This window comes from Allobacillus salarius, from assembly GCF_007559425.1.
In the GTDB taxonomy this organism is placed as follows: domain Bacteria; phylum Bacillota; class Bacilli; order Bacillales; family Alkalibacillaceae; genus Allobacillus; species Allobacillus salarius.
Genome location: NZ_VMHE01000001.1, coordinates 292,417 through 310,214 on the forward strand (window position 1 = coordinate 292,417; position 17,798 = coordinate 310,214).

The following is a 17,798-nucleotide window of genomic DNA, read 5'->3' on the forward strand; positions in this document are numbered from 1 at the left end:
ATTGGGATGTAGGCAAATATCTAGTCAACCGGGAGTGATGTTTTGCTTAGTTTTTTAAAACTACTTTCATTGTTCGTCCAGCACCCTTACTTTTTTGCCCTCTATATAAAGGGACAGATTTTTCCTCAACCGCTTTCAAAAGAAGATGAAAAAAAGTACTTAGACCTTTGGCAAAATGGAAACTTGGACGCTCGCAATAAACTAATTGAACATAACTTACGACTTGTAGCGCATATCGCAAAAAAGTATGAAAATAATAAAGAAGATCAAGAAGATTTAATTTCTATTGGTACAATCGGTCTAATCAAAGGTGTAGAAAGCTTTTCACCGGATAAAGGCACAAAGCTAGCAACCTATGTAGCAAGATGTATCGACAACGAAATACTGATGTTTCTTCGTTCCACAAAAAAAAGCAATAAAGATATGTCCCTACAAGACCCAATCGGTAACGATAAAGAAGGAAATGAGATTAGTCTTATAGACATATTACAATCAGATCAACCTGACCTCGCTGAAAAAGTTCAGACGACGATGGAAATCGAAAAAATATTCCAATATATTCATTTATTAAATCAGCGTGAAAAAGAAGTGATTGTAAAAAGGTATGGATTGAATAATCAAAAAGAATACACACAGCGAGAAATTTCTCAGTCACTCGGCATATCACGTAGCTATGTCTCTCGGATTGAAAAACGCGCACTTATGAAAATGTTTCATGCATTTTATCGTGAAAAAGAAAAAATTAAAAAGCAAAAAGAATCCTAAATGTTCAATAATCAAGCACGATTTGCTGGCATTATTTTGGACATATAATAAACCCTAGACGAAAATCGGTTTCATTGATCTTTGTCTAGGGTTTTCATTTATAACATATTCAATATAAAACTCGCACTGTTTTCTGCCGCTTTCGTAAGAAACCTTTCAAAACTGACTTCTGATGTTTTACCTGCAATGTCAGATAAAGAGCGAACAATCAAAAACGGTGTTCCGTATTGGTAACAAACTTGCGCGATGGCGGCTGCTTCCATCTCCAATGCTTTTACTTCTGGAAACCGACTGACAACCTGGCTCACACGATTAGCATCAGACATGAACGTGTCAGCTGTACCTATAATCCCAACAACCTTCTGAAAATCGCCTGTAAGCTCTTCAATGGAATCTTTGGCTCGTTGGATCAGTTGCTCATCAGATGTAAACACTTCAGGCATTTGGGGAATTTGACCAAATTTATAACCAAATGCGGTTGCATCAGCATCATGATGTAAAATCTTTTCACCGATGACTACGTCTCCAACTTCCAATGACGGATCCGTTCCACCAGCACTTCCTGTATTAATGACATAATCAGGCTGATACCGTTCATGTAAAATTGCTGTCGATAAAGCTGCATTCACTTTTCCGATGCCGGACTGCAATAAAATAACCTCATGCTCGCCATAGCTTGCAATATCATACTTGCAATTTGCTATCGTTTCTGATGATTGGACGGTTATCCGTTTCTTGATCGCTTCTACTTCTTCTTCCATTGCCCCTATAATTGCATATTTCATTTCTTAACTCCTTAGTACTATTATTCAAATCGATGTTTTTGATCGTTTTCTTCTAGAACTTTTACGAGTTGTGGTTGCCAGCCTTTATTTTCGATCCATTCTAAGTGGACACGATAGATTTCCCCATCTGTCTGGTTTTCAATTGTCGCTTCCACATAATTTGGTCTTCCGTCGCTTCCGAACCACCAATAAGTAATGTTCTCTGAATTAGCATTAATCGCCATCGCTGAAGCTTCTTCTAACTCTTGGCGGTCCTGACTGCCATCACCTAAATCAATCGAGTGTGGCTCATTTTGATTCGTTGGATAGGCATCCCAATTCCCTTTAATAACCTTAGTTACATTCTCTTCATCGGATTGCTCAACTTCAACATTTTCTCCGAAGCTGTTATATTCACCTGCATCTTCATCTGACGACTCTTCAGTTTCTTCCTCATCTGACTGTTCTTGTTCATCTGTAGATTGGTCTTCATCAGATGATGAATCCTCGTTACCTTCATCTGGATTCTCATTATTTTCTTCTTCCTGGTCTGATGATTCGGTTTTGTTCGATTCCCCGTCAGAAGACTCATTTAACTCCATACCTTCCTCAGAATCTTCATTTTCAGCCTCATCTTCACCAGAAAAGAAAAATAACATCACTAATAACAGTATTAAAATTCCTGCTAATATCAACATGTAATTGAGCATCTTTGTTGTTCTTCTTCTTTTTTCAAAACGTTCAGCTCTTGTATGTTCATTTTGATATTCATCTGCCATAACACGGACCTCCACGAAATGGATTTATTTAAGTAGTTGAATATGTAAATGTCCTACACAACAATGCGTAGGACAATACATATATAACACTTTCTTATTTCACTTCAGTAATTCGAACTTCCAATTCGCCACCTGGTGTAACGACGGTTACTTCTTCACCGACTTTTTTACCAAGTAAGCTTTGTGCCATCGGGGAATCATTTGAAATTCGACCCTCAAAAGGATCCGCTTCCGCACTTCCGACAATTTGATATTCTTCTTCGTCTCCGTCTGGTAATTCAACGAATTTAACAGTTTTACCTAACTGGACAATATCAGATACGTTTTCATCATTTTCAATAATGACAGCATAGCGAAGCATCGTCTCAATTTGAGAAATCCGGGATTCAACAAATGCTTGTTCATCTTTCGCTGAATCATATTCAGAGTTCTCGGATAAGTCACCAAAATCCCTAGCTATTTTAATGCGTTCAACCACTTCTGGTCGTCGAACGGTAATTAAATCATTTAATTCATCTTCTAGCTTCTTTTTCCCTTCTTCTGTCATAAAAAACTGTTTCTCTTCTGCCATTTCTAACACCTCTTTATATTTTCTAATCTGTTTGTCACTAATCCATTGTTATGAATGTTTGTCCTCAATAATACTTTTAATTTTTGTTGTCAATAAGTCGATTGCAACGTAGTTATGGCCGCCTTCTGGAATAATAATGTCTGCATACCTCTTTGCTGGCTCGACAAATTGCAGATGCATTGGTCTCACTACATTGACATATTGATCAATGACAGATTCAATCGATCTTCCACGTTCATTGATATCTCGCATCATTCTACGAATAATTCGTAGGTCAGAATCCGTATCAACGAACACTTTGATATCCATCATCTCACGTAATCTTTCGTCTTCAAGGACTAAAATTCCTTCTAAAATGATAACATCTTTTGGTTCAACGGTAATTGTTTCGTCAGACCGTGTATGCATTTCATAATTATATACCGGCTTTTCAATCGATTGACGATCTAAGAGCTTCTGTAAATCTTCCCTTAGTAAGTCATTGTCAAATGCTAGTGGATGATCATAATTTGTTTTTAATCGTTCCTCAAACGGTAAATGTGATTGATCCTTATAATAATAATCTTGTTCAATCACTAGCATGGATGTGTCTTTGAATTGATCATAAATTGCTTTTGTTACAGTCGTTTTGCCTGAGCCGCTTCCTCCAGCGACACCAATTATAATAGGTTTCTTGCTCACGGGAATCCGAAGCCCCTTTCTATTTTGTCTGTTTGATTGCCACTGTGATTCCGTCTCCGGTTTCCACAATCGTCGTTTCAAAACGTTCATCGTTCATTAACCATTGATTGAAGGAGTTAATTTTCGAACCTAGCTTGGATAACCGTTTGGATTCATTATTCTCTCCAGAAACATACCCCTTAAATAATACATTGTCAACTACCAATAAGCCATTCTTTTTTAAGAAAGGTGCTGTATAGTTTACAAAGTCTTTATTTTTTCCCTTGGCCGCATCTATTAACACAAAATCAAATTGTTCAGCTTCTGTCCGCTCTTTTAAATAATCGATTGCGTCTTGATGTATGGCTTTTATTTGATTCTCATAATTTAATGTTTGTATGTTTTTCATTGCTTGTCGATACCTAGTTTCGTCGACTTCCAAGGTTGTAATTTGAATACTCGAATCTACTTTCGCCATCTGTATAGCGGAATAACCGATTGCTGTTCCGATCTCAAGTATTTTTTTAGGCCGATGAATTCGAATCAACTGTTTGATGAATTGGATGCCGTCAACTTCCATAATCGGAACATGATGCTCAACTGCATATTCTGTAATTCTCCGTAATTCAGAGTCGGATCCTTCATACAATGACTGGATGTAACTTTGCGAAGCACGCATGACTTTCCTCCAACAGTGCATTATTCTTCAATTCCGTTATTTTATCATAAAAAAAGGTGGGAACGCGAATTCCAGGCGCTCCCTAAAATTTCTGTCCATTAGTCTTTCGGTGGACGGTATTCTTGAATATTTTGTTCATGTTCAGCGAATGTTTCTGCATAATACACTTCGCCTTCATACGATGCAACAAAATAAAGATACTCATGTTCTTCAGGATTCAATGCCGCTTCCATCGAATTTTTGTGGAAATTGGCAATCGGTCCAATTGGTAATCCTTTTATATGATACGTGTTATAAGGAGATTCAATCTCCAAGTCAGAATATAACACGCGCTCCTTATGTTCGCCATGAGCGTATAATGCAGTAGGATCTGTCTGCAGTTTCATATCTTCTTCTAAACGATTATAAAAAACGCCAGAAATCATTTTTCGGTCTTCCTTACTAACAGCTTCTCGCTCAAGTAATGAAGCCATTGTAATGGCATCATGAACATTAAAATCCGATGCTTCTATTTGGCTCATAAACGGTTGTAGTTGATTAGATGTTTCGGTCAACATCATGTTGACAACATCATCAATCGTTAGATCTTCCTGATAGATCGGATACGTAATAGCATATAAATAACCTTCTAGTGGATACCTAATTTCGTCCTGTAAAATATCTTCTCCAAGAATCGTTGGGTACCGTCCGATTAGGGATTGAATATATTCACGATCTTGCATTTTATCTAAAAACTCTTCTTCATTGATTGGCGTCTCTTTATCCAAACGGGCAGCTATTTGTTCCACTGTGAACCCTTCTGGAATGGTTATCGTATACAAAGGATCGACGAGTATCTTACCTGTTTTTAACGTTTCAATAACTTCATCAAGCTCCATGTTCTGTGCCAATAAATACTCTCCAGCTTGGAAGCCCGATTCATTTTTGAATTTCACATACAAACGAAAGATTAAACCGTTATTAATGATGTCTTTTTCTTCAAGGATGCTGGCGATCCCTTCTGTACTCGTACCTAATGGTATCTCTACTTCGATAATCTCCTTATTATCAGGGTCGACTGGACTAAGACCCTTGTCTATGTAGTTATAAATAGACAGTCCACCAATGATTAGAGCAATGATTACGAAAAAAAGGATGGTTATAATCCATTTTCGTGCAATCTTTGCTTCCCATATTCGCTTTTTCTTTACTTCTTTATAGGTTAATTTTGAATCATCATTGGAAGTTGACATGTTCTCTTCCCCCTATCTACCCGCTTCATTATAAAGTATTCATAGAATAATTTCTATAATTTCAGTAGAGTTTCCAAAAAATTGTCTAATAAATTGTCTTTCACAAAGAAATTGTTACGTGGAAATAGGGTGAAATAATGCTACCGTCCTTGTAAAAGCTCTTATAAAAAAATAAATTAATCTATAAAAAAGCCGGTCCTTGATGGACTCGGCTTTTTTTAGATCAATGAACCATCTTACTCTGTATCTTCTTCCTCGGAAAAAGTTGCGAGCATTTCTTCGACCATTTCCCATTCTTCATCCGTTTCGATTTCGTAAAGAGCCATGTCATCTTCATTTTCATCGCTTTCTTCATAGCGGAATGCATAAACTTCTACTTCATCTTCATCCACTTGATCGGAAGGGACAACGACGATATATGACTTTTCTGTTTCATCTACATCAAACGAGAACAACACATCAAAAAGATGTTCCTCACCATTTTCGTCCGGAATAATAATTCGTTCTTTCTCTTCCATTTTCAACACTCCTTTTTAGTTGGATTGATCCAGATAACCTTGAAGGATCAATACGGCTGCCATTTTATCAATGACTTTTTTTCTCTTCTTGCGGCTCATATCTGCTTCAAGTAATACACGTTCGGCGGCCATTGATGTCAATCGCTCATCCCAAAGAACCGTTTTGATTCCTAGTTCATTTTCCAGAAACGTGGCAAATCTTTTTGACGCTTCTCCACGGTCACCAATCGTACCATTCATATGCTTTGGAAGGCCAACGACAGCTTTGCTAATTTCGTGTTCTTTGATGATTGCCTCCATTTTGGGCAATATTTGTTCAAAACCTGCATGCTCATCCCAAGAAATTGTTTCAATTCCTTGAGCTGTGAAGTGTAGGGCATCAGAGACAGCAACCCCGATGGTTTTCTCCCCAACATCTAATCCTAATATCCTCATCTATTATCCTCTTTATTCGTTTTTAAGTAGTGCTTGACCACTTCCTCAATCAACTCATCCCGTTCAACTTTTCGAATCATATTCCGTGCATCTCGATGACGAGGGATGTAAGCAGGATCTCCTGACAATAGATAGCCGACAATTTGATTAATCGGATTATAGCCTTTTTCTTCAAGCGACTCATACACAGAATGCAAAATTTCATTTACGACTTGTTCTTGAGAGTCATCAGAAAACTGGAACTTCATCGTATGGTCTTGATTATCCATAATTGATCCCCCTCATTTCTACTTACCTTCATTATAAACGTAAATGCGTTCAAGAAGAAACATTTTTAATGTAGTCTTTTGCTGATTCTAATGCTTCACCAATTTTTTCAGGGTTTTTACCGCCTGCTTGGGCCATGTCTGGACGGCCTCCACCGCCACCTCCGCAAATAATGGCTGCTTGTTTAACCATATTCCCGGCGTGGTATCCTTTTTTCACTAAATCTTCTGATACACTACCAGCTAATTGAACCTTTTCACCATTTTCAATTGCTAATAAAATAATTCCTGACGTTAATTGTTGTTTGAATTCATCAACCATTTGTCTAAGTGCATTCATATCCTTAACATTAACTTTCGCTGCCAGTAGCGGTATACCTTCTACATTTTCTGTCTGCTCAATTAACTCGGCCGCTTCGACATTCGCCAAACGGGCTGATAAAGATTCATTTTCTTTTTGTAATGACTTAATGTCAGCAAACAATGTTTCTATTCGATTTGGAACTTCTTCTTCTCTTGTCTTCAGTAGGTTTGCTGCTTGGTGTAAATAGGATTGTTTATCTTCAAAAAATTCAAAAGCGCCTTTGCTTGTTTTTGCTTCAATACGTCTCGTTCCTGCACCAATACCAGATTCAGAAATAATCTTAAATAAGCCAATTTCCGCCGTATTTGTAACATGGCAACCACCACATAGCTCAAGGCTGTATTCACCAATAGAGACGACACGAACTTCTTTTCCGTATTTTTCACCAAATAGTGCCATCGCACCCATTTTCTTGGCTTCTTCTATATCATGGTAACTAACACGAACATGAATAGATTCCCAAATTTTTTCATTCACGTTTTTTTCAATTTCACTCAGCTCTTCTTCCGAGACTGCATTGAAATGAGAAAAATCAAATCGCAATCGATCCGGTGCAACCAGTGAGCCTGATTGATTAACGTGGTCACCTAATACATCCTTAAGTGCTTGGTGTAATAAGTGTGTCGCTGTATGGTTTTTAATTACTTTCTTACGTTTCGATTGGTCAACTTCTGCGGTAATGACATCGTCGGTGTGCAATGTACCTTCGTCTACTCTGACTCGGTGAAGGTTTTGACCATTCGGTGCTTTTTGGACGTCCAATACTGAAGCTTTTCCTTGCTCAGATTGAATGATTCCTTCATCGGCTACCTGTCCACCACTTTCTGCATAGAACGGCGTCTCTTTAAGAAATAGATAAACTTCATCACCTTGCTTTACTTCCTGAACCTCTTGTTTATCTTTAATCAATGCTGCAATAGTCGTTTCAACTTTCAATTGGTCATATCCAGTAAATTTACTGCTTACATGAATGTCTCTAAGAACTTGATCTTGAACTTGCATGGAGTCAACGTTTTGTCGAGCATCGCGTGCACGTTGACGCTGTGCCGCCATTTCTTTCTCAAATCCAGCTTCATCAATTTCAAAGCCTTCATCTTGGATATATTCTTCGGTTAATTCTTTCGGAAATCCATACGTATCATAAAGAACAAACACTTCATTACCCGGGAAGATATAACTTCCTTTTTCTTTCTCTTGTTTCATGATTTTTTCTAAAATAGCAAGTCCCTCTTGGAGTGTTTCGTGGAAACGTTCTTCTTCCGTCCGTATGACGTTTTGAATGAAATCACTTTTTTCACTGACTTCTGGATAAAAGTCTTTCATAATATTTGCAACGACTTCAACCAACTGATGAATAAATGGTTGGCTCATACCCAACTCTTTAGAAAAACGCACTGCTCTACGTAATAGTCTTCTTAAGACATAACCTCTTCCTTCATTTGAAGGTAATGCTCCATCTCCAATTGCAAATGCGACGGTTCTTACATGGTCGGCAACGACTTTAAATGCTGTATCGATTTCTTTTGATTGACCATATGTTTTTCCACTGATGTTTTCGATTTTTTCTAGGATTGGTTTAAATAAATCCGTCTCAAAATTCGTTGGCGTGTCTTGAATGACAGAAACAATACGCTCCAAGCCCATACCAGTATCAATGTTTTTATTCGGCAATGGTGTATACGTATGGTCTGGATTGTGGTTAAACTGAGAAAATACTAAATTCCAAATTTCTAAATAACGTTCATTTTCACCGCCTGGATATAGCTCTGGATCTTTGGGATCGTTTCCATATTTCTCTCCACGATCGTAAAAGATTTCTGAGTTTGGGCCGCTCGGACCTTCTCCGATATCCCAGAAATTTTCTTCAATCCGAATAATTCTTTCTACAGGCAGTCCGATTTTTTCTGCCCAAATCTTGTACGCTTCTTCGTCTTCTGGGTGAACAGTAACTGACAATTTTTCTGGATCAAATCCAATCCAATCTTTACTCGTTAGAAACTCCCATGCCCACTCAATGGCTTCTTCTTTAAAATACTCACCAATTGAAAAGTTGCCGAGCATTTCAAAAAATGTGTGGTGTCTTGCCGTAAAACCAACATTTTCAATGTCATTTGTTCGAATTGCCTTTTGAGCATTAACGATTCTTGGATTATTAGGGATTACGCGTCCATCAAAATATTTCTTTAATGTTGCTACCCCACTATTAATCCATAACAAAGTTGGGTCCTCATGGGGAACCAATGACCGGCTTGGTTCGACAGAGTGATTTTTTTCTTTAAAGAAATCTAAAAACATTTGTCTTACTTCACTAGATGTCAATAATTTCATCGTTCTTCCTCCTCAAGGTTTTCGTAAATTATAAAGCTTTGTTAGAGTCCGTTGTCGATCTTGTGATTCATCTTCACGATTTTTCGGCGGAGTCGATTGATTTATCGGCGGCTTCGCTCGATTTTTCGGCGGCGTCGATCGATTTTGCGGCAGTGCTTTTAGCGGAAGTTCTGTTAGTTCAAGATCCGCTGAAGTCGCCCCCGACACGATTCACAATTCTACAAATCAGTGCTACATCATTAAGAATTTAAATTGTGCCAAACACAAAAAAGCCCCTACAATAATATGTAGGGACGGTTATCCGCGGTGCCACCCTGATTATAGATTTTTAACAACACCAACCTTATTTACCTCATAAGTTGGTGATTGGAAAATCTATCAGCTCAATCACTGTAACGGAGTGGACCGGCGGGGATTAGCCGCTCTCTGGAATAGCGTTCAATGACATTCACTTAGCGTCTTTTACAGCCAGGAAGACACCTCTCTTGGAAGTGGCTATGTCATTTACTCGTTTCCTTCATCGATTTCGTAAATTTTACTTCTCTCGCTATTATATTGAATCTCTATCAGGCTGTCAATTTCTACTATCTTTCATCGGAAAATAAATCCTCTAAAAAATACTCAGGTTGTTGTACTTGGCTTACCAATTCCCTTGATTGTTGCTCATGATCGATTTCAACGAGACAATTCCAACAATAAAATCGCTCTTCGCCAATCATTCCAATGTTGCACGTATGACAGTTTGGGCATTTCATGGAAAATAACTCCTTTGTATTTTCCTCTCATTTTTTGTCATGAGGGCCCAAATTATGCATATTTAGATATATTCGTTTTGGCTGTTCGACATTCGCCTTCACTATGACTCAATTTTTGTATATTAATCCATAAAATCATATGGTGATAAACCATCATCATGTTTTTCAGCATCTTCTAATGGTAGTCCTTCGTAATCGTCTTCTGATTCAATTTTTGGCTTTACTTGTTTTGTCTCGATTATTTTATCAGATGAAGCTTCGTCTTGTGATCCACTCAGCTCTTTTGCCGATTCGCTGACTTCAATTGCGGCATTACGATCGATTTCATCTACACTCATTCCCCAAACATGTTTTAATCGTTCGACTAACGTCGTATTCCGGTTAAAGAAGTTCTTTTGTCGCAAACCATCCATCAGTTCGTTATATTCTCCACAAATAATGAGTGATGATTTTCCTCGTGTAATGGCTGTATAGATTAAGTTTTTTACGAGCATTCTTCTAAAAGAACGAACGATTGGAATAATGACGATTGGAAATTCTGAGCCTTGTGATTTATGGATTGAAATCGCATAAGCGAGCATCAATTGATTGAAATCTTGCCGTGTATAGGAAACTTCCAATCCTTCAAAATCCACAATCATTTCTTCTTTTTTCGTTTCGGTTTCCGTCGGTTTTTTAATCGCTCTTATTTCCCCAATATCGCCATTAAACACCTTTTTCTCTGGTTGATTCACAAGCTGAATGACTTTGTCGCCAGATCGATAGATGGAATCAAAGTGTTTTATTTCTCGTTTTTGTTGCGAAGGTGGATTAAATAGCTGCTGCAATGCTTCATTTAATGCATGAATGCCTGCTTTAGAACGATACATAGGAGCCAACACTTGAATATCACGTTGTGTATAGCCTTTCGCTAATGCACGCTCTACTATTTTTTCAATCATGACCGCTGTATTTTCTGTCGTTGTCGGAAAAAAATTAAAGTCACTGGATTTCGATAAATCAAGCTCTTCAAAACGGTCATTTTTAATCGCATGGGCTAACTTAATAATGGATGAATCTTCTTTTTGTCGATAGATCTCTTCTAGTCTAGCTACTTTAATACAATCGGACTTCAACAAATCGGAGAGCACTTCTCCTGGCCCGACTGATGGTAACTGATCTTCATCTCCTACAAGAATGACTTTCATTGAAGACGGAATCGCTTTGACCAATCGATTCGCAAGCCAAACATCGACCATGGAAAATTCATCGATGATAATTAGTTTTCCTTCCAGTTGATTACCTGCATCATATTCAAACTCATTTTCTCCACTCCAACCGAGCAAGCTATGAATCGTTTTCGCTTTCATCCCTGTTGATTCACTCAAACGCTTAGCTGCACGACCCGTCGGCGCGCATAGCAAATAATCGGAGTCTTTGATCGTTTTTTCTTTATCGCATAGTTTTTGATAACTCTCCAATATACCTTTCACAACGGTGGTCTTACCGGTCCCAGGTCCCCCGGTCAATATCATGACTTTTTCATCCAACGCCATCTTGATTGCTTCATACTGCTCTTCTCCGTATGATATACCTTCACGTTCCTCTAAGTCGCCAATCAGTTTTAATAGTTCACTTTCTGCATAGGTTGCATCCTCTTTTACTTCCTGAATCCGAGCAAGTTGCGATGCAATCCCTTCTTCTGCAAAATAAAGTTGAGGTAAATAGATTCGGTCATTTTCTTTCACGAGCAACGATTCTTCTATTAATGACTGAAAATAAATGTCAAATGAGAAGTCACCGTTAGTACCATGAGAAAACAGTAGTTCAGAAGCTTGGCGGATTAAGTATTTTTCATACACAAACACATGGCCGTTCAGTGATTCCTCTTCTAACACGTGTAAAATGCCTGCCTGAATTCGTGTCGGATGATCCTTGCGAATACCGATTTGTTGAGCAATTTCATCCGCTCGTTGAAATCCGAATCCTTCAATTTGGAATACAAGTTGGTAAGGGTTCTCTGTCAACACATCAAGCGTTTTTTCTTGATGTAACGCATAAATCTTTTGTGCGAGCTGGAGTCCGATTCCGTACTTGGACAATTCGACCGTTACACGATCAAAACCTTGATGAAGACGTAAATCTTGAATAAACTGCTGTTTCGTCTCTTTTTTCATCGATACGATTCCATCTAAAACCGTTTCATCCATGAGCACTTTTTCGACCGTATCAATCCCTAATTTACCGACGATTTTCTTCGCTGTCTTTAATCCAATTCCATAAAATAAATCACTAGCGAGATAACGGATTAAGCTTTCCTCGGTTTTCGGTAGCTCTTTTTCATAAGTGAAAACTTGAAATTGATCTCCGAACCGAGGGTGGCTTTCCATCTTGCCGTAAAATATATAATCATTTCCGTATGTAAGTTTCGGAAGATGACCTTTTACCACAAATTCATCTTCCTTTGTGTCTAAATTCGTTTCCTCTAGCTTGATCGATGCGATAGAAAATTGTTTTTCAGCATTATGGAATATCATATGATTCAGTTGGCCTTTTATATAAAGCTGTTCAGTCATTCCTTCTATCTCCTTCATCGATCAAATCAGTTATACTTCTTTCAAGTATTCTTCGACTTTAATTTTACCATCTGCTGCAAGCATGTGGTCCGGCTGTATATGAAGTGTTTTTTTGAAATAGGTCAATGCTTCTTGTGCTAGGTCTTTGTGTAAATAACACACTGCGATATTGTAGTGAGCATCTGCGTGTTGTTCGTCCAATTCCGTCACATACATTAACTGAGTCAATGCATGGTCGACTTGTCCATTATAAGCTAAGCTTAAACCATATTGGAACTGAATTTCTATGTCTTTTTTGTTTAACTCGCTTGCTCGTTGAAAATACGGAAGAGCGAGCTTTTCATTCTGTTGATTTCTTAATGAAACGGCAAGCATATAATAAGCATCTGCATCGTTTAAACCGTACTGTACAGCACTTTGAAATTCTTTTGCTGCCTGCTGATAATCTTCTTGCTCGAAATAAAGAACGCCTAAACCATAATAAGCCGTTCCTGATTTTGAATCAATCTCAATGGCACGATTAAAAAAGTTTTTTGCTTTGTCGTATTCACCCACATGGTTAAGTAGATTTCCGAAATTAATAAATCCAACGGGATCGTTTGGATTTTCCTCGATGTATTGATTGAATGTACTGGCAGCTTCCTCAAGTTCGTTCGCTTGCACGTGTTCGATTCCTTTTTCAATTAAGTTCATCCGTTCTACTCCTTTCGATTGCACAGCTATCTTCATATCGTTTACCCAATTTAACTTATATTTTATCGTATCGCACACCTCGTGCGAATATTTTTTTTAAAAATATGTACTTCATTATATTAGGCGTTTATCTGGCAAAAAAGCCACCACAATAATGTGCTGACTTTTAAGCTAGATATGTCAATTGTTTACCGTCTTTAAAAGCTCGATCGATCGTTCCGCCACCCAAACAACGGTCACCATCATAAAATACAACAGCTTGACCTGGTGTAATCGCCCGTTGTGGTTCTTTAAAGATGACGTTCGCTTGATCTTTATCGGAATCAACGATGACTCGAACGGCATAATCTTCCTGTCTATATCTGAACTTTGCCGTACACTCAATTGGTTCACTTAAATCAATATCTGTTAACCAATTCAAGTGGACAGCTTCTAATGAATCTGAATAAAGCGCTTCGTTATCAAAGCTTTGCCCTACGTAAAGTATATTTTCTTCTAAATTTTTCCCAATTACGAACCATGGATCACCCGCACCACCAATTCCAAGACCTTGTCTTTGACCGATTGTGTAGTACATTAATCCATCATGTTTACCTTTCACTTCGCCATCCAATGTTTGCATTTCACCTGGTTTGGCCGGTAGGTATTCACTCAAAAATTCTTTGAAGTTTCGTTCGCCAATAAAGCAAATTCCTGTACTATCTTTCTTCGTTGCAGTAGCTAAATCATGTTTTTTGGCAATTTCACGTACTTCAGATTTATCGAGCTCTCCTAAAGGAAACATCAATCTCGGAAGTATTTCTTTCGGAATCTGATTCAAAAAGTATGTTTGATCTTTATTTGAATCGACGCCGCGAAGCATTTGTGCTTGACCATCTATTTCATTGACTCGTGCATAATGTCCAGTCGCTAAGTAATCTGCTCCTAAACCCATTGCGTGGTCTAGAAATGCTTTGAACTTAATTTCTTTATTACACATGACGTCTGGATTTGGCGTGCGTCCCGCTTTATATTCATCTAGAAAGTAGGTAAACACTTTATCCCAATATTGCTTTTCAAAATTTACCGAATAGTAAGGAATGTCCAGCTGGTTGGCAACCCGTGCCACATCTTCATAGTCCTCTGTTGCTGTACACACACCGAATTCATCCGTGTCATCCCAGTTTTTCATGAAGATTCCCACGACATCATATCCTTGTTGCTTCAAAAGCAACGCAGTGACAGATGAGTCGACGCCACCAGACATACCAACTACAACTCTCGTATCTTCTGGTTTTTTCATTTTTATCACCACCTAACCTCTTGTATTGCTTGGTATTAATCTGTTTAAGATCTTGCTTATTTTTTCTACACAAAACTGTATATCTTCATCACTCGTTTCGATTCCAAAACTAAAACGAATGGAATTATATAGACGATCATTTTCTTCACCATACATTGCTTTTAATACATGGGACGGATCAATGGACCCAGCTGTACATGCAGAACCGGATGAGACAGCAATCCCTTCCAAGTCGAGATTGGTCAAAAACATCTCAACTTCTACACCTGGAAAACTAATATTTAATATATTTGGCATATGCTCTTCTCTTGTTCCATTCAAATGATAGTCAATGGAGAAATCATTCAATCCTTTGAAAAACTGTTTACTTAGCTTTTCGTAATGCATCAACCGTTCGTTCTGTTCTTTCTCCAGTAACTCAATTGCTTTTGTAAACCCTCTAATGCCAAGCATATTTTCAGTTCCTGATCGCCATTTTCTTTCTTGTTCACCGCCAAAGATTTGTTGTGCTAAATGAACATCGTCATTTCGATATAAAAACCCAATTCCTTTTGGCCCGTATATTTTATGCGATGAAACAGATAGTAGGTCTACGTTGAATGACGTGACATCGAGCTTTTCCAACCCATATGCTTGTACCGCATCTGTATGGAAAATGGCTTGGTGTTCTTTTAGCCGCTCCCCAATCGCCTCAATTGGCTGACGCATACCCGTTTCATTATTCACTCGCATGATGGAAACAAAAATCGTATCCGGTCGAAGAGCTTCTTCCACCGCTTCAACTGAAACAATGCCCGATTCATCAACTGGGAGAAAGGTTACTTCAAAGCCTTCCTTTTGCAGTTCCTCCATTGGATGCAAAACAGCATGATGTTCGATTTGCGTCGTGATGATATGTTTTCCTCGATGGGCATACGCTCTAGCAACACCGAAAATAGCCAAATTATTTGCCTCGGTCGCCCCGCTCGTAAATATAATTGAAGAAAAATCGGCTCCGATACTCCGTGCCGCTATACTTCTAGCATCATCCAATAATTTTCTACTTTCTCTACCGAAAGAATGGATGCTTGATGGGTTTCCATATGTTCCATCCAAAGCTTCCATCATTTCTTGCTTGACTTCAGGATGTAATGGAGTTGTCGCTGCGTAATCTAAATAAACGCGTTTCACAGAAGTCACCTACTTTTTCTATTAAATATAAAACATATGCTCTTCCTGATAAATAGAGCCATCATGTTCAGCTAAATCAGCTAATGTCGTTGAATCAAGAACATCTTTCACAGCATCACGGATTCTGCGCCACAATTCTTTCTGAGCGGGTTGTTCGTCATCCATTTCTTCAACGGGACGAATCGGCCCTTCAAGTGGTCTGATGATATCTGCTGCTGTTATATTTTTTGGTTCTTCAGCGAGCAAATATCCACCCTTTGCTCCACGAACACTTTTGACCAATCCTACATTACGCAACGGTGCAATTAATTGTTCAAGGTAATGTTCAGATAATTGATATTCTTGAGCAATTGCTTTTAGCGAAATCGGTTTTTTACTCGGGTGACCTTTCGCCAATGCGATCATTATCGTTAGTCCGTATCTCCCTTTTGTAGAGATCTTCATCCTTTATCCCCCTCATTAATAAACAACGTAACAGCAAGATTGATATCTTTGTAGAAAACCATCTGACATTATAGCATGTTTTATAACATTGTGGAATTTAATGAACTAGCGCTTTTTTGAATTCTGACGAGATTCATTCGCTAACTTTTTTAATTTCTCGTATGTTTGCGCATATCTTTTTTCTTCACCTAACATCTTCGGCTGATAATAAGTCATGCCACGAAGTGATTCAGGTAAATATTCTTGGTATACCCATCCCGTGGAAGAATGGTGTGGATATTGATATTCAATCCCATGACCTAAATGGGATGCACCTGCATAATGGGAATCTTTTATATGATCAGGTATATCTGCCGTAATACCTTTTTTGACGTGTTTAATCGCTTTGTCCAATGCTTTATATGCAGTATTCGACTTCGGTGATAAGCATAGCTCAATTGTGATGACACTAAGTGGAATTCTAGCCTCAGGCAAGCCTAATCGTTCAACTGATTGAATGGCAGATAGCACCCTTGCAGCAACGGCTGGACTAGCCAATCCAATATCCTCATAAGCAATGACCAACAATCGGCGCATGATGGCTTCCAGATCACCGCCTTCTAATAGCCTTGCTAAATAATATAAGGCGGCATCCACGTCACTGCCCCGGATGCTTTTTTGAAAACCGGACAGAAGATCATAATAAATGTCTCCCTTATTATCATGCACAAAACCTTTGTTTTGAATGCTTGATTCCACTGTTTCGAGTTCTACTTGATAGACACCTTCATCAGTCATGTCCGAAGCGAATACCACTTCTTCTAAAATGGTCAAAGCTGTCCGTCCATCACCTGTCGTTTCGGCTATTCGTTTCAGATGTTCCTCGGAAATATCAATCGTCATGTTTGATAACCCTTTTGGATCTTTTAACGCTCGATGAAGAAGCCCTAATATATCTTCTTTCTTTAATGGTTGCAATTGTTTAATTTGTCCACAACGAGAGCGAATCGCATTGTTTACACTATGGTAAGGGTTTTCTGTCGTAGCACCAATAAATGTAATAATTCCTTCTTCCATTGCATTTAACAAGGTATCCTGTTGTCCTTTATGAAAACGATGAATTTCATCAATGAACAAAAGGACGTTTCTTGTTAACTTAGCTTCTTGGATAATATGCTCGACCTCTTTTTTGCTGGCACTCGTTGCATTGATCGCAAAAAATTCCATGTTGGAGGAACCTGCAATGGCATAAGCCAAAGAAGTTTTGCCAGTTCCTGGAGGGCCATAAAGAAGCATTGAAGGTACATATCCATTTTTTATCATTTTATATAAAGAAGTGTCTTTACCAATGACATGTTTTTGACCGACAACTTCTTCAATTTTCTCTGGTCGCATACGGAAAGCAAGTGGTTCATTGTTAAACATATCGTTCTCCTTCAAATCATGTTCAATCTTTTATCTATTTTACTATATATATTCATTTATTTCTTAGTTTGAGCCTGGATTTCTATGTATATTATCTTCGCGACTTGCACATGATAGAAATAGGAAACTATCAA

18 protein-coding genes and 1 other annotated feature are annotated in these 17,798 nt (G+C 38.3%); of the genes, 1 reads left to right on the forward strand and 17 read right to left on the reverse strand.

The features are described from left to right. The first annotated feature begins 42 nt into the window (after nucleotides 1-42). Entirely contained in the window at nucleotides 43-765 is a 723-nt protein-coding gene (gene sigK, locus FPQ13_RS01585) for an RNA polymerase sporulation sigma factor SigK (protein WP_144087544.1), read from the forward strand. Between the two features lie 98 nt (nucleotides 766-863). Here the strand turns inward: sigK and mtnN are convergent, their stop codons facing one another. The 17 genes from mtnN to FPQ13_RS01665 all read right to left on the reverse strand — a co-directional run bounded on the left by mtnN (nucleotide 864) and on the right by FPQ13_RS01665 (nucleotide 17,664). After that, the gene (gene mtnN, locus FPQ13_RS01590; protein ID WP_144087545.1) at nucleotides 864-1,550 is read right to left on the reverse strand and encodes a 5'-methylthioadenosine/S-adenosylhomocysteine nucleosidase; all 687 of its coding nucleotides are present in this window, start codon (nucleotides 1,548-1,550) and stop codon (nucleotides 864-866) included. A gap of 20 nt (nucleotides 1,551-1,570) precedes the next feature. After that, the gene (locus tag FPQ13_RS01595; RefSeq protein ID WP_144087546.1) at nucleotides 1,571-2,308 is read right to left on the reverse strand and encodes a YrrS family protein; all 738 of its coding nucleotides are present in this window, start codon (nucleotides 2,306-2,308) and stop codon (nucleotides 1,571-1,573) included. Nucleotides 2,309-2,402: 94 nt separating this feature from the next. Then, nucleotides 2,403-2,879 (reverse strand): transcription elongation factor GreA, encoded by a 477-nt coding sequence (gene greA / locus FPQ13_RS01600; RefSeq protein ID WP_144087547.1) that lies wholly within the window; start codon nucleotides 2,877-2,879, stop codon nucleotides 2,403-2,405. A gap of 48 nt (nucleotides 2,880-2,927) precedes the next feature. Next, the gene (udk, locus tag FPQ13_RS01605; RefSeq protein ID WP_144087548.1) at nucleotides 2,928-3,560 is read right to left on the reverse strand and encodes a uridine kinase; all 633 of its coding nucleotides are present in this window, start codon (nucleotides 3,558-3,560) and stop codon (nucleotides 2,928-2,930) included. Between the two features lie 19 nt (nucleotides 3,561-3,579). Then, entirely contained in the window at nucleotides 3,580-4,218 is a 639-nt protein-coding gene (locus tag FPQ13_RS01610; protein ID WP_186279507.1) for an O-methyltransferase, read from the reverse strand. Between the two features lie 98 nt (nucleotides 4,219-4,316). After that, entirely contained in the window at nucleotides 4,317-5,450 is a 1,134-nt protein-coding gene (gene mltG, locus FPQ13_RS01615; RefSeq protein WP_144087550.1) for an endolytic transglycosylase MltG, read from the reverse strand. Between the two features lie 236 nt (nucleotides 5,451-5,686). After that, a complete protein-coding gene (locus FPQ13_RS01620; protein ID WP_144087551.1) occupies nucleotides 5,687-5,974 on the reverse strand; it encodes a DUF1292 domain-containing protein in 288 nt (95 codons plus the stop codon). 9 nt (nucleotides 5,975-5,983) lie between these two features. Beyond that, nucleotides 5,984-6,403 (reverse strand): Holliday junction resolvase RuvX, encoded by a 420-nt coding sequence (gene ruvX / locus FPQ13_RS01625; RefSeq protein ID WP_144087552.1) that lies wholly within the window; start codon nucleotides 6,401-6,403, stop codon nucleotides 5,984-5,986. Beyond that, on the reverse strand, nucleotides 6,400-6,672 hold the full coding sequence (locus tag FPQ13_RS01630; RefSeq protein WP_144087553.1) for an IreB family regulatory phosphoprotein: 273 nt from the start codon (nucleotides 6,670-6,672) through the stop codon (nucleotides 6,400-6,402). Before FPQ13_RS01630 ends, ruvX begins: the two co-directional genes overlap by 4 nt. A gap of 49 nt (nucleotides 6,673-6,721) precedes the next feature. Then, a complete protein-coding gene (gene alaS, locus FPQ13_RS01635) occupies nucleotides 6,722-9,361 on the reverse strand; it encodes an alanine--tRNA ligase (RefSeq protein WP_144087554.1) in 2,640 nt (879 codons plus the stop codon). A gap of 286 nt (nucleotides 9,362-9,647) precedes the next feature. Continuing rightward, nucleotides 9,648-9,891: a binding site (T-box leader), on the reverse strand. Between the two features lie 54 nt (nucleotides 9,892-9,945). Continuing rightward, nucleotides 9,946-10,116, reverse strand: a complete 171-nt coding sequence (locus FPQ13_RS13360) for a hypothetical protein (protein WP_186279508.1) — start codon at nucleotides 10,114-10,116, stop codon at nucleotides 9,946-9,948. A 122-nt stretch (nucleotides 10,117-10,238) separates the two neighbouring features. Next, a complete protein-coding gene (gene recD2, locus FPQ13_RS01640; RefSeq protein WP_144087555.1) occupies nucleotides 10,239-12,671 on the reverse strand; it encodes an SF1B family DNA helicase RecD2 in 2,433 nt (810 codons plus the stop codon). A gap of 30 nt (nucleotides 12,672-12,701) precedes the next feature. Next, nucleotides 12,702-13,364 (reverse strand): tetratricopeptide repeat protein, encoded by a 663-nt coding sequence (locus tag FPQ13_RS01645; RefSeq protein ID WP_144087556.1) that lies wholly within the window; start codon nucleotides 13,362-13,364, stop codon nucleotides 12,702-12,704. Between the two features lie 166 nt (nucleotides 13,365-13,530). Further along, nucleotides 13,531-14,646 carry a tRNA 2-thiouridine(34) synthase MnmA gene (mnmA, locus tag FPQ13_RS01650; RefSeq protein ID WP_144087557.1) on the reverse strand — a complete coding sequence of 372 codons (1,116 nt, stop codon included), beginning with the start codon at nucleotides 14,644-14,646 and terminating at the stop codon, nucleotides 13,531-13,533. Nucleotides 14,647-14,658: 12 nt separating this feature from the next. Beyond that, nucleotides 14,659-15,816 (reverse strand): cysteine desulfurase family protein, encoded by a 1,158-nt coding sequence (locus FPQ13_RS01655; protein ID WP_144087558.1) that lies wholly within the window; start codon nucleotides 15,814-15,816, stop codon nucleotides 14,659-14,661. A 21-nt stretch (nucleotides 15,817-15,837) separates the two neighbouring features. Further along, nucleotides 15,838-16,260, reverse strand: coding sequence for a cysteine metabolism transcriptional regulator CymR (cymR, locus tag FPQ13_RS01660; protein WP_144087559.1), 423 nt, complete (start codon nucleotides 16,258-16,260; stop codon nucleotides 15,838-15,840). Between the two features lie 105 nt (nucleotides 16,261-16,365). Beyond that, nucleotides 16,366-17,664: a replication-associated recombination protein A gene (locus FPQ13_RS01665; RefSeq protein WP_144087560.1), complete on the reverse strand. Its 1,299-nt coding sequence runs from the start codon at nucleotides 17,662-17,664 to the stop codon at nucleotides 16,366-16,368. Nucleotides 17,665-17,798: the final 134 nt, after the last annotated feature.

What these genes read in the sequence shown, in the direction of transcription:
- mtnN (WP_144087545.1), bottom strand. Translation starts at nt 1,550, where the DNA reads ATGAAATATGCAATTATAGGGGCAATGGAAGAAGAAGTAGAAGCGATC.
- FPQ13_RS01595 (WP_144087546.1), bottom strand. Translation starts at nt 2,308, where the DNA reads ATGGCAGATGAATATCAAAATGAACATACAAGAGCTGAACGTTTTGAA.
- greA (WP_144087547.1), bottom strand. Translation starts at nt 2,879, where the DNA reads ATGGCAGAAGAGAAACAGTTTTTTATGACAGAAGAAGGGAAAAAGAAG.
- FPQ13_RS01610 (WP_186279507.1), bottom strand. Translation starts at nt 4,218, where the DNA reads ATGCGTGCTTCGCAAAGTTACATCCAGTCATTGTATGAAGGATCCGAC.
- mltG (WP_144087550.1), bottom strand. Translation starts at nt 5,450, where the DNA reads ATGTCAACTTCCAATGATGATTCAAAATTAACCTATAAAGAAGTAAAG.
- ruvX (WP_144087552.1), bottom strand. Translation starts at nt 6,403, where the DNA reads ATGAGGATATTAGGATTAGATGTTGGGGAGAAAACCATCGGGGTTGCT.
- FPQ13_RS01630 (WP_144087553.1), bottom strand. Translation starts at nt 6,672, where the DNA reads ATGGATAATCAAGACCATACGATGAAGTTCCAGTTTTCTGATGACTCT.
- alaS (WP_144087554.1), bottom strand. Translation starts at nt 9,361, where the DNA reads ATGAAATTATTGACATCTAGTGAAGTAAGACAAATGTTTTTAGATTTC.
- FPQ13_RS13360 (WP_186279508.1), bottom strand. Translation starts at nt 10,116, where the DNA reads ATGAAATGCCCAAACTGTCATACGTGCAACATTGGAATGATTGGCGAA.
- recD2 (WP_144087555.1), bottom strand. Translation starts at nt 12,671, where the DNA reads ATGACTGAACAGCTTTATATAAAAGGCCAACTGAATCATATGATATTC.
- FPQ13_RS01645 (WP_144087556.1), bottom strand. Translation starts at nt 13,364, where the DNA reads ATGAACTTAATTGAAAAAGGAATCGAACACGTGCAAGCGAACGAACTT.
- mnmA (WP_144087557.1), bottom strand. Translation starts at nt 14,646, where the DNA reads ATGAAAAAACCAGAAGATACGAGAGTTGTAGTTGGTATGTCTGGTGGC.
- cymR (WP_144087559.1), bottom strand. Translation starts at nt 16,260, where the DNA reads ATGAAGATCTCTACAAAAGGGAGATACGGACTAACGATAATGATCGCA.
- FPQ13_RS01665 (WP_144087560.1), bottom strand. Translation starts at nt 17,664, where the DNA reads ATGTTTAACAATGAACCACTTGCTTTCCGTATGCGACCAGAGAAAATT.